Origin of the sequence: Falsibacillus pallidus (assembly GCF_050990905.1) — a bacterium.
Lineage (GTDB): Bacteria > Bacillota > Bacilli > Bacillales > DSM-25281 > Falsibacillus > Falsibacillus pallidus_A.
On the sequence record NZ_CP158866.1, the window covers coordinates 3539492 to 3556015 of the forward strand.

A 16524-nucleotide genomic window follows, 5' to 3' on the forward strand; every position below is an offset into this window, starting at 1 on the left:
TCCCGCCCCCCTCATTTTTTTCGATAGCTTTGTAGAATGGCGCTTCTGGATTTTCTTAAATACTCGATGGAATGGTCATAGTCTTTGCCTGCTGCGCCGATAAATAAAATATCAATGACGTTCAGCTGAACGATTCTTGATGAGGTAGCGGCACTCCTCATATCCGATTCAGAAGACAAGGTTTCCAACAGGATGTCCACTTCTTTCGCAAGGCTGTTCATGCCGTACTTTGTAATCCCGATCGTCAACGCACCGTTGCTTTTCGCCTGCCGGATCGCATCGATTACATGAACCGTTTCCCCGGAGTACGAAATTCCGACCGCTACATCAGATTCGCTTAGTGTGACCGCAGATGTCAGCTGCATATGCGAATCCATATAGGCCGTGCAGTGTTTATTGATCCTCATGAACTTATGCTGTCCGTCCAAGGCTGCCAGCTGAGAGGCGCCCGCTGCATAAAAATCGATGCGGTTTGCATTTGCCAACGCTTCAACTGCCTGCTCTATTTTCTCCGGGTCAAGTACCTTGGAGGTTTCTTTCAGCGAGTACAGACTGTTATTCGTGATTGTTTCAATAAGTGTCGGGACATCATCATTTGGGCGGACTTCTTTAAACTCCTCGCCTCCATTAGCTGATGCCTGCAAATCTCCTGTCACTCTCAGCTTGAGTTCGCGGAACCCATCCATCCCTAAGTTTTTGCAAAGTCGGATTATGGCCGAGGAACTGGAGTCGCTTCTCTTTGCCAGCTCCTGAATTGAGAGGCGAATGATTTCTTCCGGGTTTTCCAATATATATTTTGCGGCCTTCTGCTCCGGTCGATTGAGGGCAGAAATGCTTTCTCGAATAAGGGCTAATCCCCCACTGATCATTTGATTCATTCCTTCAAATAAATTTGAATGCGCTTTCATTTTCCTTGAAAGTTTAATCGATTATTTTCTTAAATTTCAGAAATTATAATCGATTAAATTAATCATAAAGAATCTGGAATTTTGTGTCAACATTTTCTGAAAAATTAAATTTTTATTCCAAACTGTTCACAAAAAATATCAGGAATAGAGATGATATTTTTTACTTTGATTTTTAAAAGTGGAGGAAATTATCTCGCATTCTTCTAAATAGGTATCTACTTTTCCATTTAAAATGATTTCTTTCAGACGATCGGTTCCTGTGAGAACATTGAAGAAATCCAGTCCCTCTTCATTCATTTCCCTAAACTGAAACTCTTTTGGATACAGTTCAGCAATCGCCTCAATCACTTTTAAACCTGTTCGATAAGGTAATAATTCTTTGCGATTTGAAATATGCAGTTGGATCCCTTCGCACCGGACATTCATGTGCTTTTGGTAAGTCGGAACAAAAGAAACCGGTCGAGCGATAATGGAGGAAAGACCAATTTCATTGATCCGATCCGACAGTTTAGATCCATCTATGAATGGCGCCCCTATGAATTCAAACGGCTTCGTTGTGCCTCTTCCTTCCGAAAGCGTCGTCCCTTCAATCAGACATGTCCCCGGATATAGGAGCATCATATCCATCGTCGTAGTATTTGGCGTTGGCTGCACCCAAAACAGATCCGTCTCGTCAAAATACTGTCCTCTACTCCACCCTGACATTTCTATCACTTTCAGATCGCAATCAATATGGAATTCATGTTTGAAAAGAAGTGCCAGTTCGCCGATTGTCAGACCATGGCGGTTAGGGATCGGATACTGCCCCACAAATGATGTGAACCCTTCCTCTACGAGATTCCCTTCGACATCTACACCGTTGATAGGATTCGGCCTATCGAGTACGACAAATTCCTTCCCGTATTTGCCGCAGGCCTCCATAACATTGGCCATTGTGTAAATGAACGTATAGTAGCGAGCCCCAATATCCTGGAGGTCAAAAAATACGACGTCCACCGTATTAAGCATTTCCTTTGATGGGATGCGGGTTTCACTGTACAAGCTGTACACAGGAAGCCCGGTCTTCGGGTCTGTCTCATCCCCGACCTTCGCACCTTCCTTCGCATCCCCTCTCAGTCCATGTTCAGGACCAAATAGAGCCGTCAGATTAATATCCGGATGCTGGTGGAATAAATCGACCGTCGGAGTCAAATCATGATTGACCCCCGTCATATTCGTCACCAAGCCGATCCGCTTCCCTTTGTACTCCTGAACATGATTCTCCAGAAAATTCTCAAGCCCAAGCTTCACACAACTCACTCCCCTTTATTTGAACTTCATACCAAATACAGAATAATCTTAAAAATCCAAATAAGCAAGAGAGACGGGACATAGGGACAGGTTCCTCGTCCCAACTTTTGGGACGAGGAACCTGTCCCCGCGTCTCTAAATGCTTTGTCCTAATTGATATAGTTGTTGTATTTCATCAGATGTCAGGGCATCTTTATAGATTCTGAGGTCGTCCAGTGTACCGTAGAGCGGGTACCACCCATTTCCTTGATAGCCTATATAGAGATCTTTTGTATTGGCCGTTGTAAAGGAGAACGGATTCTCTTTTCCCATTTCATTTACGAACTGACCATTATAATACTTAACTATTTTGTTCCCATCAATTACAAATGCGATATGCGCCCATACACCCTTGGTAACACTCGCTTCAGCTACATCAAATCTTACTGATCCATTATCAGCTGATGACATAAAGATTAAACTATTTAATTTACTATTGTCCGTGTCTTTCGAAAACACACTCTGAATCCCAGGATTTACATAATGCCCGAAATTCCCTTCCTGCCCTTTTGAATCATCCACTCGCAGCCAATATGCGATAGTGAATTTATTTGTAAATTGCAAAGAAGGGTTATTTACCACTTTAATCCTGCCGGGATCATCTGTCCCTTTAAATTGAATCGCTTCTCCTATTATTCCATCAACATAGCTGACGTTTCCGTAGTCAACAACCCCATTATTGGCATAAGTGGAGCTATCGGTGACATTACCGTCAAAAGCTAAATGAAGGACCATTTCATCTTTTACATCTGCCGTAAAAGCCAATTCCTCCATTCCACCTTTTCCATCATTTGCAGTGACTGTAACAGTGGATGTTCCAACTCCAGTCGGGTCAATAGTCAAAATTCCATCTTCCTCCGTTACAGTTGCACTATCATTATTTGAAGAAACTGCTTCAAAACTTAATTCATCTCCATCTTCGTCACTAAAAATGGAAGTTAAATCAAAGTTAACCGGATACCCTACCGTCAGGACTTGATTGTCTATTTCATCTGCAATGGTTGGAGCATGATTTACAGGATTCGTAGTGACCGTAAAAGTTTCCGTAGTAGTTCCGCCTTCCTGATCATCAGCCGTTATAGTGATTTCAACCGTCCCTTCACGATTAAAAGTGAGATAGAGAAAATCCCCATCAGGTTCACTTGTAATGTCCGCTGTATCTGGGCTGCTTGATGCAGCAGTAATCAATAAACCATCGTTGTCAATATCAGAAAATAGAGACGAAATATCGATGCGCATCTCTTCATTGACAACGGCACCATCTCGATCGGTAATAGGTTGTGACACCACTGGCTTATGATTAACTTTAAACTTAACTACTGAAGAATTGCCGGCATGATCTATTACCGATAATTGATACCTTCCAGCTGAAGAGATGGCGGTATTCAATCCTGAATAAGTTTCCAATGTTTCGTATTCACCATTTTTATCTCTATCACTTTTCAATTCTACCGAAGAAATATCTGTGTCGGAACTCATAGGAGTAGCACTTTCAACGACGTCGTCATTATTCACCCCCGTCAAAATAGGCGGAGTCTTATCAATGATGACCGTGTTTCCTGTTGTGACCGATGTGATCTGACTACTGTTATTTCCAGCCATGTCCTTCATATCCAAAGTAAATGAAAGTTCCCCATCTTCATCCGTTTCACTAATGACATATTCCGCTTGCCAATGGATTCGGTCATCACTTCTCATATTAATCGCTGAATGCCCATTTACTTTCAGACTTGGCGTTTGGACACTTTCACTGGTCTCAATTTGAAAAGTGATGACATCCCCTAACTTTACATATTGCGGGCTGCTGTTTCCTGATTCCATTGATACCTTTACCGCCCTCGGAGGTGTAGTATCTTCTGGTCTTGGGTGTGGATTTGGTTCTGGATCAGGTGTCGGTTCGGGTTCTGGCGGCTGCTGAGATTCATCAATTTCCTTTTTCTTTTCCAAAAAAGATGTTGCTACCATTGCAACCGCTTCTCTTGTAGCCGTGCCCCTCGGATCAAAGCTTCCATCAAGTTTGCCCTTTATAAGACCCAGTTCTAAAGCGTATCCCACTGAGTCCTTTGCATAATCAGAGATTTTGTCTGAATCAGTAAAGTTCAGCTTTTCACCATATCCAGTTGCATCGACCCCTAAAGCTCTTACCAAAATCGCAGCCATCTGCTCACGGGAAAGTTTCTCCGAGTGGCCGAAAGTCCCATCAGAGTGTCCATTAATAAGACCTGCCTTCACAGCAGCCTCAACGTAGGAATAAGACCAATTCGTCGTATCAATATCCTTAAAACTAGGTGTAGAAGGAGGAGTGGTGGTATCAAGCTTCAATGCCAATGCCATCACTTTAGCAAACTGTTCCCGGGTCATATTGCCCCTCGGATCGAACTTCCCATCGCCCTTCCCATTAATAATCCCCTTATCCAACAATTCCAAAATAGCATCCTTTGCAAACGAACCTTCGATATCCGAAAAACCCGACTCTGCATGAGAAGGAGCAGCCTGCACAACAAAAGAAGACAGCAGCAACCCAGAAGACAACCCAAACTTAAAAACGCGACTATTCATAATCCGCCTCCATTAAACGGGACATAGGGACAGGTTCATTGTCCCAGTTCTTGGACGATCACCCGCACAAATGCCTATCATTTTTATAATGTAATCATACCTATTGACTTGATATGTGTATAGACACCATTCAAAATAATCTTCACCTTTTATTTTTATTAACTATAGTAAAAAAGAATGACACTTCTTAATGGAACGAAGGGACAGGTTCCTCGTCCCATCCCCCAAAAAAAGGAAGCATAGATACATGCTCTACGCTTCCTTAACATTGGTTTACCTAATCAATCGTGGGACGAGGAACCTTGAACTGTCCCCCTGTCTCTATACACTTCTTTTCCGTCTTCAATGATGTAGAAATGATCTCGCACGGCTTCTTCGATTTCCCTATAAGCCCAGAAGTCTTCGCTTACATCACTGAAGGTCGGGGCGAATTCACCATATAGTGGTCCTCTACCGAAGAGTCTGTTCAATACTTTTACTGCCTGTGCCCTTGTCAATTTTTCATTCGGATGGAAACTGCCATCGGCCATTCCTTCCATTATCTTTGTGTTTCTCAAAGACAAGATGGCTTCTTCTGCCCAATAACCTTTCGGAACATCATGGTAAGGGATTCTCTCGTTGCCTAGCTCCCCACAGAAAGAATAAGAAGCAGCGTCTTCACTACATTTCTTACTGACCCAGCGATAAGCAATGGCCGCCATCTGTGCTCTCGTGATTGTGTCCTGAGGTCCAAACGCACCATCTGCATGCCCCGTCATGATTCCTTTTTCCTTGACGAGCGCAATCTCACGTGCGGCCCAGTAATCACTTGGAACATCATTAAAGAACTTCCCAGCTTCACCATTTGTATTTTCCAATCCTAAATTTCGGGCAAGCATCGCCGCCATTTGTGATCTTGTTACAAATGAATTCGGGCGGAAAGTACCATCCTTGTATCCGAGGATATACCCTTTATGCTGCTGTTTTTCCAAGTTTGTAAAGTAATGATCTGCCCCATCTAGATACACCATCGTGAATGTAGAAAACTTATCCACTCCGAATTCATAATCAATAGAACTGTCTTCGTTTACAATGACCTTTCCTCTTTTCAATTCTTTCGTCCCATCACTATGCTCGATGAAGACAACCAGATTCTTAAGCAAATCCTGCCTGCTGCTTTGATCCTTTGGCAAATCAGCACCCCTCAATGGCAGCGCAACTGTTACTGGCTGGCTTTGCATATTGGTTTCGATTTCGGCAGGTCTGCCTATTACTTGAATCTCATGTCCGCCGGCAATCTTTCGAATCAATTCTTCCTTCTTCGCTCTTTCCTTGATCTTCTCTTTTTCAGATGCCTCTTTAACTGGAACTATTCTAAAATAAAGATCATCCATAAATTTCGCTAGTGAGCTGTACGGAATGGAAAGACCCGCATTGGAAGTTTGAATGACAAGGTTTGTTTTCGCTTTCTTCAAATAGTCTACAGACTGCTTCGGAAGCGAAATATTTGTTTCTTTGACGACATCGTTCTTATCGGGGATGACAATCCGAGCTGTATTATCGCCTGCTGCAGCCAACTTATCAATCGTTTCCTTTGCACTCTCAGGCGTGAGGGTCACCTTGTCTTTCACTGTACCGTCTGTCTCCTTTGTCCGCTCGATAGTGGTTTTAGAAACTGTGGTCCCTTTTGAATTGTTCTCTACATCTACGGTGATGATTTCCGTCGTACTAGGTGGAAACGACCTGTAGATGGTTAGCGTATATGTCTTAGTGGCCACTCCATCCTCAGCCGTCACAATGACTGAAATGGTATTTTTGCCTACAACAAGAGGTATGGGTTCAGATATTTCACCGCTGGTTGCTGACTTCCCATTCAACGCAAGCGTCGCATTGTGATCAGCTACAGTCGGTGTGACTCTGATGCTGTTCACACTATTAGGTACACTTGCGCGATATTCAGTCTCCTCGCTTGAAAAAGCAGGATATAGGGTTCCACGATCGATTGCAAGAGAATTCAATGTTGCTTCTACTGATAGCGGTCTAGTCTTAAATGTCCATGTGCTCTTATCCGCGATGCCGGAAAATTGATTGCCCGCTAAGTCCAAAAATGCTGCCTCGTCGATTAAGACATAGTATTCTGTGTCGCTGTCCAAAACAACACCTGTATGCAGCGTCACATCATGGCCCGCAGCAGTCGCATCTGCTGCATTTATTGTAGCTGCCACACTGTCATCAGAAACTTTCTTCACTCGAATTGCTCCTGTTCCAAACTGAATATCTTCACTAAATGTGAGGGATAAATCGCTGGAGAATTCAATACCTTCCTGCTCATGAGCTGGTGAGGTATGAACGATTGCTGGAGCCATTTTGTCAAAAATAACTGGTGTGCCCGTTTTCAATTCTGTAACCTGCGTCCCTACATTTCCAGCTAAGTCATTAAAATCAAACGTAAATGTGACTGGACCTTCCGAATCGCCTGACTGAAGTGTGTATGCTGCCTTCCATTTAGTCGCGTCTTCTCCTTGAGTCACTGCTGCTGATTTTCCTAAAACTTTTACAGTCGGCGCAAGAACAGGTTCACTTGTTGTGAAATCAATGCTAATGACATCACCAGCCTTGGCTAGACGTTGATCTGGATTCGTCGAACTCATCAACGTTGCTTCTGCAGTCGGGGGCGTACCGTCGAACAAAACAGCGTTGCCATCCGTTGAGTCTGCAGCTTCCACACCTGCATTTCCTGCTAAATCTTCATAGTTCACTGTGAAAGGTATATCGCCTTCTTCATCGCCGGATTGAATTGTATAAGTTGCCTGCCAGTGCGCTGCATCTACTGTTTGTGTTACTTCGGCTGCGTTTCCGCTTATCGTGACGACTGATTTCTTGATTGCCTCGTCTGCTGAAATCATCAGCGTGACTGCATCTCCAACCTTGGCTTTTGCTGGATTGGTGTTTGAAGAGGAAATGGTCAGAAGCGAAAGCGTTGGTGCTTTCTGATCAAACATAACAGCTGAACCGCTTGTTACGTCCGTCACCTGAATGGCTTCGTTTCCTGCCTTGTCTTTAAAATCAAGCGTGAATGCTACATTTCCTTCCGTATCGCTAGCCCGCATGGTATAAGAAGCCTTCCAAGTTTTCGGATCACTATCATCTCCATCATTAGCAATGATGCTATGTCCCGCAATAGTGACCACTGGTGTTTGAACTTCCTCAGTCGCGACAATCGTTAACGTCACGGAGTCGCCAACTTTCGCAAAAGCAGGATTGCTGTTAGAAGAACTCATGGCAACAGCTGCACCCGGTATCGTTTTATCAAAAACAACCGGAGAATCTTCATGTGCAGCCTGTGTGCCTTTGTTTCCTGTTAAATCTTCAAAATCAATTGTGAAATTGACCGCTCCCTCTGTGTCGCCTTCCTGGAGAGTGTACGCTGCCTTCCAGTTTGCTGCGTCTCCATTTTGAGTCACTGCTGCTGGTTTTCCGAGAATTTTCACAGTCGGGGAAGCTACAGGTTCACTCGTCGTAAAATCAAGCGTGATTACATCTCCCACTTTCGCTATAGAAGGATCAGGATTGTTTGAGCTCATCATGATTGTTTCCACCGTCGGAGCAGTTCCGTCGAAAATGACTTTGCTGCCATCTGTTGAGGAAGCGGCATCCGTCCCTGGATTTCCAGCCAAATCCTTATAATATACGGCAAAAGGAACATCGCCATCCGTGTCGGTGCTTTGCATGACATAGGTCGCTGTCCAATGCTTTGCGTCTCCATTTTGCACCACACCTGCCGTATGTCCGGCAATTGTTACCGTTGGAGTCTGAAGTGCTTCATCGGACTGAAACTCCAAAGTTATTGTGTCGCCGATTGCAGCGAATTCAGGAGTTCCGTGATTTGATGAAATAGCTGCCTGAGTTAAAGTTGGTGCTGTCTGGTCAAAAATAACGACTGAGCCACTCGTCACGCTTGTTACCTGCGCGGCATCGTTGCCTGCCTTATCTTTCATATCCAGAGTGAAGGCAACAGCACCTTCTGCGTCACTTGCTTTCATTGTATAAGAAGCAATCCAAGTCTTCGTATCACTATCCCCGCCATCTGAAGCTATGACGCTATGTCCCGCTATGGTGACGGTTGGCGTTTGGATCTCTTCATTGGCAGAAATAGTTAAAGAAATGGTGTTCCCAACTTTTCCATAAGCCGGGTTCGAATTGCTGGAACTCATTGTGATTTCTGCGGTCGGGGCTGTTTTATCAAAATAAACCGCTTGACCTGACGTCAGATCTGTCACCTGCGTTCCTGCATTCCCGGTTAAATCTTTAAAATCAAGCGTGAACGCGACTGTCCCCTCTGTATCGCTTGACTGAAGAGTGTATGTTGCTGTCCATTTTGTCGCGTCGCCATCTTGGGTTACTGTGGCTGGATTCCCTAAAATTTTCACAGTTGGTGTGGATACTGGTTCACTAGTCACAAAATCCAAAGTTACCTCATCGCCAACCTTCGCAATAGATGGATGAACATTGTCAGAACTCATCGTGACAGCAGTAGCCGTCGGAATCGTTCCGTCAAAAGTGACCTTGCTTCCGTCCGTTGTGGACGTGGCATCGGTCCCTGGGTTTCCTGCTAAATCTTGATAATACAAGGCAAAAGGAACGTCGCCATCCGTGTCCCCATTTTGCATCACATAGGTCGCTTTCCAATGCTTTGCGTCTCCATTCTGCACCACAGATGCCGTATGTCCAGCTATGGTTACCTGTGTTACCTGAATCTCCTCATTGGACTGAAACTCTACAGTGATGGTGTCGCCGATTGCAGCCAATTCAGAATCTCCATGATTAGAATAAATGGCTACGTGCGACAATACCGGTGCTGTCTGATCAATCGTAAAGTTAACAGTTGTCGTATTTCCTGCATCATCCGTCACCACTAACGTATAATCTTGATCCTCAGATACTTTACCGTCGCTTGAAAAAGGGACACCATTCAATGTAGCTGTTCCTTCATTAAACGATATCGTTTTTTCTGTGTTGTATAATCCTCCATTTGCAACACCGATTACAATAGGAGAATTCTTGTCAATATTAGCAACCGTAGCATTAGCACTTCCAGGATTTCCAGCTGCATCTGTAAATTGAAATGTGAATGAACCATTATCAGTAAATACATACGAATTGTTTCCATCATTATTAGTAACAGTTACTGGTTCGCTAGGTTTTAAAGTTGCGGTAACATTTCCGGATGTAGGGAATGTTACGTCATAAATGATTGTCGCCGTCGGTGCAGTCCCATCAAAAATTTGTGAATACTCCGCAGCCGCTTTATTTGTTAATCCTTTATCATCTACTACAGCCCCTGCAGGAATATTTACTTTCACATTCCCATCCATCTGAGGTGTGATTTCCACCTCGTAAGAGTCACCGCTGCCTGTAAGACTTCCGGCAACGACAGTACCATTCGAAACAACGAGATCTGCTTCTGAAAAACCTATGACAGGTTCACTGAACTTCACAGCTACCTTAAATGGGTTTGCATTTGTTGGACTTAATTCAGTTGAGGAAACGGTTATTGTAGGCATTGCATTAACTTTCAGTGTGATGGTGTTGGGAGCAATACTGTCGGCTTTTCCATCATTAACAGTGAACTGAAATGATGCTGACTGGCCAGTTGCAGAATACTTTAGTTGATTGGCATTTAAAGCAGCTGCACTAACCGTAGTTCCGTCAACTAGCTCCTCACCGCTATCAACCCTGCCATCTCCATCAGCATCTACAAAAAGATTTCCATAGATAGGTGCTTTAGTTATAGTGATGTGGTCTAGAGAATCGTTGTCCTGATCAGAGAATGAAAAATCAGATGCTTTTAGAGCCTTTACCTCTCCTTCATTTTCATTTATTATGTTGTCGCTGGCTGTCGGTGGGTTATTCGGTGCAGCAGTTGTCACCGACAGCATGTTATAGATACTTTCATTTCCTGCCTCATCCTTAACAATGATGTTAAAGTAATAAGTGGTATTTGGATTGAGACCGGATACATTAATAGAATTGATGTCCTTCGCTGCCACTCCTAATATAGTCCCATTCGCTTTCACATCGCTGAGGGTATTAATATTGCTACTGGTGGATTGGTACACCTTATACTCTAAATTTCCTGGTGCAGTTATATCGTCTGTTGCCTTGATCCAATTTAATGTTGCACTGGTTATACTTAGATTTCCTGCTGTAATTATACCAGCATTCCCTGCAGTTGGCGGGGTAATATCATTGGGAATAGGTGTATCACTAGACGTTACGCTCCCCACGCCTGTAACACTAAAATTAACCAATCCTGTATCGTTTGGATCATAACCTGTGACAACGATGACGTATTCTTTACTAGACGATAATTGGATATTCGGGATTTTTGAATACGAATCAAATCCATCTTTATTATCATCATTTGCTTTTAAAAGATTCTTCAAAGGCTGGTTCGGATCAAAGGGAGATTCATATAAAAATAGTACTGTATCCGCTGAACTTACTGACGAAGAACTTAAGGTCTCAATTGAATATTCGCCGTCAGCTGTTGGTTTAATATACTTAGTTAAGTAATTGAATCCCCCAAGAAGGCCTCGTTGGTATGTGTCTTGTTCTTGTAATTCACTTGGTCCGTAGACCCCAGTATAATTATCTATATCAGATCCATATGCGCCCCCATCGGGCCCTGTATCCCAATCCGCTTCATGAGGAAAGACAGGTCTAAAAAATGTAGCCGGACCACCTAAATTTCCGCTAAATTGTGCATCCGCCGCCATCGCCTTACCAACAAAAAAATCCCCACGCGGAAGATAGCTGGCAATTATGACAAAGATCAAGAATAAACTTGTGATTTTTTTTGCCATTTTATGTTTCTCCTTATAATTAAATTATCTCCAATCGCACCTCACTTTTAGTGTACAAATTTGAATTTCTGCTTCTAATTCCTTAGGTATCACCTCCTTTAATAATTTTTTTCACTGTATAAAAGAGAAAAAATCCAAATAAAAAACCTTTAAAATATAGTCACTTTACTAACAAAATAGAATAAAAAAGGAAATTTTTTTCTTTACATATTCATGTATATTATAGTTCTAAACACCTATTAATAACTGGGACGAAGGGACAGGTTCCTCGTCCCACCCCCATACAAAAAAGGAAGCATAGATTCCAACTCTAAGCTTCCTTTACAAAAGGTTATTCGTTATCAGTGGACAAGGAACCTGTCCCCCTGTCTCTAATCCCCCTCCGGCTCCAGCCTCTTCTGCTTCCGCTGCTCAGCCAGTGCTGCAGTCAGCACCCTTTGGATTTCCTCTGTTTCCGACGTTGAGTATTCAGGAAAAATCAGGTTTCTTTCTTCCATCGGATCAATTGATAGATTATACATTTCATATTCTTCAGGTACTGGCGACGTTTTTGTTGTCGTCACAGAGATCGCTACAGAGACGTGGTCATTGGTGTTGATAGCTGCACCTTCAGTCGTTGTCACATCACTGACACCTGGGTTGGTCCAAAACTTTGGATTGTCAAAATAGCGGGTGAGTTTCCAAGTTTCCTTCTTCCTGTTTTCCCCGGTTGGGAGCGTCGTGATGATGGCTTCTGTATGATTGGGCTGGACGACAGAATGGTAGGGTTGGCCCGTGACAGTGAATTGATTAGGACCTTTAGTCACATCATCGTCGCTCATAAAATAAAGCGGTTCATTTGCACGGAAAAAGTCCGTTCTTCCCTTCAAGAGCGGGGCTAGATTCCTTCCAACCAACGGACGCACTTCCGTATGGTTTTGCGCTAGCTCTTTCTGCGCATCTTTCACATCAATTCCCGCCAGTCCAAGCATGGTCGGCAGCACATCGACGTGGCTCGTGAGCATCGTCGTCGATTCCCGACCGGAAAATAGCTTCGGATTATGCATGATAAAAGGGACATGGATCGATTCCTCATAAGTGTTGTACCATTTTTGGAAAAGCCCGCCGTGCGCTCCGAGCATATCCCCATGATCGGATAAAAATATTACAATCGTATCTTCATAGAATGATGATGTCTTCAGCGCTTCAAAAACCTTCAACATCTCTTGATCCACTTTCTTCTGAAGCGAGTAGTAAAGCTGGCGGTAGAAAAGGGTATCCCGCAGCGGCTGGAAGGCTTTTGGATAGACTTCCCTGTAACTTCTCTGCGCGCGGGGCTTTGTCTCTAATGATTCCTCTGCAGTAGGTGCTTTGGGAATGTACGGTACGGAAGGATCCACTTCGAAATTAAATGTAGGACTAATTTTTGCAAAAGCTCCATATAAAGCGATATCATGCGGGTTTACAAACGAGCACATCACAAGCCAAGGACTGCTATTCCCGCTATGGGCTTCGTTTTCTAGCTCTTGAATCAACTCCACGGTTTCAGTGGCATAGACAACGTCCCGTCCGCTCACGCCAAATGCAGCTGAAGAGCCAGAATTACGAGCTGCTGGTCCATGCGGTTCAGGGCCAATCCAGCCGCAAAAACCATACTCCTCAAGCCGATCAGCATCACGGTAAACCTCCACTTTCTCTGATACAGGGACCCCCAAATTGTTATAGCTTAAGTACGGATTCGTAGTACCAGGGATGATGATATCTTCATCCGAAGCGTGCCACTTCCCCTTCCAAAACGTCCGATACCCGGCTGTCCGAAAATAATCCCCCATTGTTGGCACCGTACTATGATCCAGCCAGAACATGTCGGGATCAAACGAACCTTTTGCGGCCCCGCTCGTCTGAGTCACACCATGAAGCGAAGGATATTGCCCTGTATACAGCGTCGTGCGGCTCGGAGAACAAGCCGTGCTTCCGATATAATGGTTCAAAAACTGGAAGCCGTTATCCTTGATAAGTTCCTGGGCAATGAGATTCTTCTCCCTCCACTCCTTCAGCTTCGGAGTCTCATAGACAGAAGGATACCGCTCCTCGTCCACCATAAGGATTAAAAAATTGGGCTTCTTCTTATTAAAATGATCCTTTCCCATTCCGCACCTACCACCTTTTCCCCATCTCTTCTTTATCATGTATTCAAGCACAAGATGTCCTATGCAGCGGGACATAGGGACAGGTTCCTTGTCCCACCGCCCCATAAAAAAAGGAAACCGATGTCAATACGACGGTCTCCCTTTCAATACAATCTTTATTTAATTACGGGACAAGGAACCTGCCCCCTTCAATCCTGCTATCAATCAGTTCCTGGGACGAGAAACCTGTCCCCGCGTCCCTCGTGTCCCTTTTAGCAGCCCTTTGATCATTCTAACCTGCGTATCCAATATTTCTTTCTCTTCTTCTTTTGTTAGCTGGCACTCTTCCCAATAGCCCATTTTGAGGATGGAGTCGCAGTTTTGTGGTGGGTTGATCACTCCACTGAATAAATCAAGGATCTGTCCGCGCCCGCTTCCTAGTTGTACGAGGAACCGGTCTTCTCCTTGAGAAGCAATAATAGATCTCTTAATCTCTAAATTCCACTCTAATTCTTCCGTCTCCATCATAAAGGACTCAATCGAATCCAGGCGCTCAGTCATCCATTGTTGAATCGCCTTATATTGATCCATTTCGGAAAAAATCCTTGTTAATGGAAGGGAAAATCGGAAGCCCCAGCCTTTTTCTTTAAGAATAATGGAATCAAACAATTCTTCATTTTCCATGATGATTCTATGAAGCCGCTCACTGTGTACGTTTCTTCGATTGCTCCATAGCTGCACAATCAGGGAAGGCTCTTCCTCAAATGAAAACCCTGCCGTCAAGTCGCTATTTTTATCCCCAATTGCTGGAGAAATGCTTATCGCATATCGGCCGTGCTCTGTAATTTGTGAAATTTGTTTGCCATCCCTCGACTTAACATGCCCGAAGCGTTTTTCCATTTCGAATCGAATGGACTCAAGCATACCATCAAGTTTTTGGAGCAGATTCGGCAAACTCCTCATAGCTTCCAGTTCAAAGGATTCCAGTTCCATCTTTTTCATCATCCCCTTTCTTTCTAGGAATTCTAAGAAAGCTTGTACAAGAGAGTCTTCTGAATAAGTTATAAAAAATTCATAAACTTCTCTCCACCTGAAGGATCCAAATTCAACCTCAAAAGAATCATCGACTTGTTCCAACCGCTTTGTGCAATAATGCAGACTCACATTCTGATAAAATTGTTCATCCCTTAACTTCAGCAATACTTCTTCATATCGTTCCAGCTGCCGCGAATGGAGGTGAGATTCCACTTTATTCTCAACAAATGCGATTGAATCTTCATTATGGAATACCATATCCACAAAACAATTAAGGCTGTCTTCAAGAGGATAATAAACTTGGGTCATCACTTTCCAATTCGTTCCCCTTTGATTTAACATCTTATGGACAAAATCATCCAACATCCCTGGCTTGGACTTCAGCACACCTGCTAATACTTCAGTAGTAAAATCCTCGAGTGGTACTGTCAATCCCTCTCTTGTATACAAGTTTAACAGCTGCTCAAACACAGTTGTTGAATGCTCAATTCTCATGCGTTTCACTCCTCAGCCTGACATAATATCCACAGTCCCCAGGGCAAACGAGAGCTTGGAACGAATCTAGCAAAATCGAACCGTCTGCTTCGTTTTCTTCAATCTCCTCCCAAGCATCCTCGATCAATTCCTGTCCACAGATTGGACAGCGCTTCTCGTTCATATGCTTCCTCCGTTCTCTTCTACTCTATTGACGTGGATATAGACGTTTAACTTTTCTTAAAAAAGCAGATTAGTCCTATTCTCGCGGGACAAGGAACCTGTCCCCGCGTCCCTATTGGAGGTCGCTTAGCAGATATTGTCCGTCTGCGTTATGTATGGTGTATGTCCATTTGAAGTTTTTGTTTTCTGTTTTGCCATTGCTGTAGTTGATTTGTACTTCTTCATAGACTTCGGCGGCAAAGATGCCTTCTTCCACTTTGTTGATGGATTCAATGTTAAACATATTCAACGTTTCTGTTATGCCTTTATTATGAAGATTCTCGACTAATTCAATTTGAGAAGAATAGAGTGTACTGTCTGGAAGCAGGTATGGCTCCACTATGCTAAAGTCGCCTTGGTTAATGGCATCTGTAATGGCACTCTCGTATTTTAAGACGGTATTATAGACATTTTTTTCATCGTAATCATCCAGCTGAGCATCAACTTCTTTCAGCCAATTTTCATAATCCTGTTTCTGGGCCTTTTGGTCTTCTTCATATGCTTGTCTGGCAGCTTCCTCGTTTCTCTGGATATTCTTGATGATTTCTTCATTTTCCTTATCATCGCTGTCCCCTGCCGCTCGCTCCCAATAGTTTTTCTCTGTAAAAGTTCCAAGGACAAGCCCAATGATCAATACAACAACTGACAGTGCCCCAGCTCCCAGAATCTTAATAAATCCATCCATATTTCTTTTCAAAAGGGAAATTAGCGCCAATAAAGTACAAGCGAATATCCCCAATAAACCGATAATCATCATTCCGATCGCTATGTAATTAAAAAATTCCTTCATTTCTTTGTCTCCTTGTGCTGTTTATCCATTTTTACGTCTAAAATATCTGATAGCGAATATGACAACAACGATGCCCCAAAACAAAGGCGACATCACAATTGATCCAATAACCGCTAACGCCGTTCCTAAAAAGTACAATACTAAAAAGCAAATCATTAAAATAAAACCTATTGAAATTAATCCGACAATGTTCCCCATAGCTGCCTCCCACTCTTTTGTTTTATAAAAACAACCATTCTATTTTAATACAAAAA

8 protein-coding genes are annotated in these 16524 nt (G+C 43.4%); all 8 read right to left on the reverse strand.

What is annotated here, in order from left to right:
* Window positions 1–11: 11 nt before the first annotated feature.
* The gene (locus tag ABTV07_RS18405; RefSeq protein WP_433745105.1) at window positions 12–869 is read right to left on the reverse strand and encodes a MurR/RpiR family transcriptional regulator; all 858 of its coding nucleotides are present in this window, start codon (window positions 867–869) and stop codon (window positions 12–14) included.
* 177 nt (window positions 870–1046) lie between these two features.
* Window positions 1047–2198: an exo-beta-N-acetylmuramidase NamZ family protein gene (locus ABTV07_RS18410; protein ID WP_433745108.1), complete on the reverse strand. Its 1152-nt coding sequence runs from the start codon at window positions 2196–2198 to the stop codon at window positions 1047–1049.
* A 135-nt stretch (window positions 2199–2333) separates the two neighbouring features.
* Window positions 2334–4796, reverse strand: coding sequence for an S-layer homology domain-containing protein (locus ABTV07_RS18415; RefSeq protein WP_433745111.1), 2463 nt, complete (start codon window positions 4794–4796; stop codon window positions 2334–2336).
* 281 nt (window positions 4797–5077) lie between these two features.
* On the reverse strand, window positions 5078–11641 hold the full coding sequence (locus ABTV07_RS18420; protein ID WP_433745114.1) for an S-layer homology domain-containing protein: 6564 nt from the start codon (window positions 11639–11641) through the stop codon (window positions 5078–5080).
* Window positions 11642–12012: 371 nt separating this feature from the next.
* Window positions 12013–13770, reverse strand: coding sequence for a sulfatase-like hydrolase/transferase (locus ABTV07_RS18425; protein WP_433745116.1), 1758 nt, complete (start codon window positions 13768–13770; stop codon window positions 12013–12015).
* Window positions 13771–13974: 204 nt separating this feature from the next.
* Window positions 13975–15279 (reverse strand): hypothetical protein, encoded by a 1305-nt coding sequence (locus ABTV07_RS18430; RefSeq protein ID WP_433745118.1) that lies wholly within the window; start codon window positions 15277–15279, stop codon window positions 13975–13977.
* Window positions 15269–15442 (reverse strand): hypothetical protein, encoded by a 174-nt coding sequence (locus tag ABTV07_RS18435; protein ID WP_433745121.1) that lies wholly within the window; start codon window positions 15440–15442, stop codon window positions 15269–15271. Before ABTV07_RS18435 ends, ABTV07_RS18430 begins: the two co-directional genes overlap by 11 nt.
* A 111-nt stretch (window positions 15443–15553) precedes the next feature.
* Window positions 15554–16270 carry a TcaA NTF2-like domain-containing protein gene (locus ABTV07_RS18440; protein WP_433745123.1) on the reverse strand — a complete coding sequence of 239 codons (717 nt, stop codon included), beginning with the start codon at window positions 16268–16270 and terminating at the stop codon, window positions 15554–15556.
* Window positions 16271–16524 lie beyond the last annotated feature (254 nt).

Coding starts and splice junctions, on each gene's coding strand:
- ABTV07_RS18435 (WP_433745121.1), bottom strand. CDS start 15,442: ATGAACGAGAAGCGCTGTCCAATCTGTGGACAGGAATTGATCGAGGAT.
- ABTV07_RS18425 (WP_433745116.1), bottom strand. CDS start 13,770: ATGGGAAAGGATCATTTTAATAAGAAGAAGCCCAATTTTTTAATCCTT.
- ABTV07_RS18430 (WP_433745118.1), bottom strand. CDS start 15,279: ATGAGAATTGAGCATTCAACAACTGTGTTTGAGCAGCTGTTAAACTTG.
- ABTV07_RS18440 (WP_433745123.1), bottom strand. CDS start 16,270: ATGAAGGAATTTTTTAATTACATAGCGATCGGAATGATGATTATCGGT.
- ABTV07_RS18405 (WP_433745105.1), bottom strand. CDS start 869: ATGATCAGTGGGGGATTAGCCCTTATTCGAGAAAGCATTTCTGCCCTC.
- ABTV07_RS18415 (WP_433745111.1), bottom strand. CDS start 4,796: ATGAATAGTCGCGTTTTTAAGTTTGGGTTGTCTTCTGGGTTGCTGCTG.
- ABTV07_RS18420 (WP_433745114.1), bottom strand. CDS start 11,641: ATGGCAAAAAAAATCACAAGTTTATTCTTGATCTTTGTCATAATTGCC.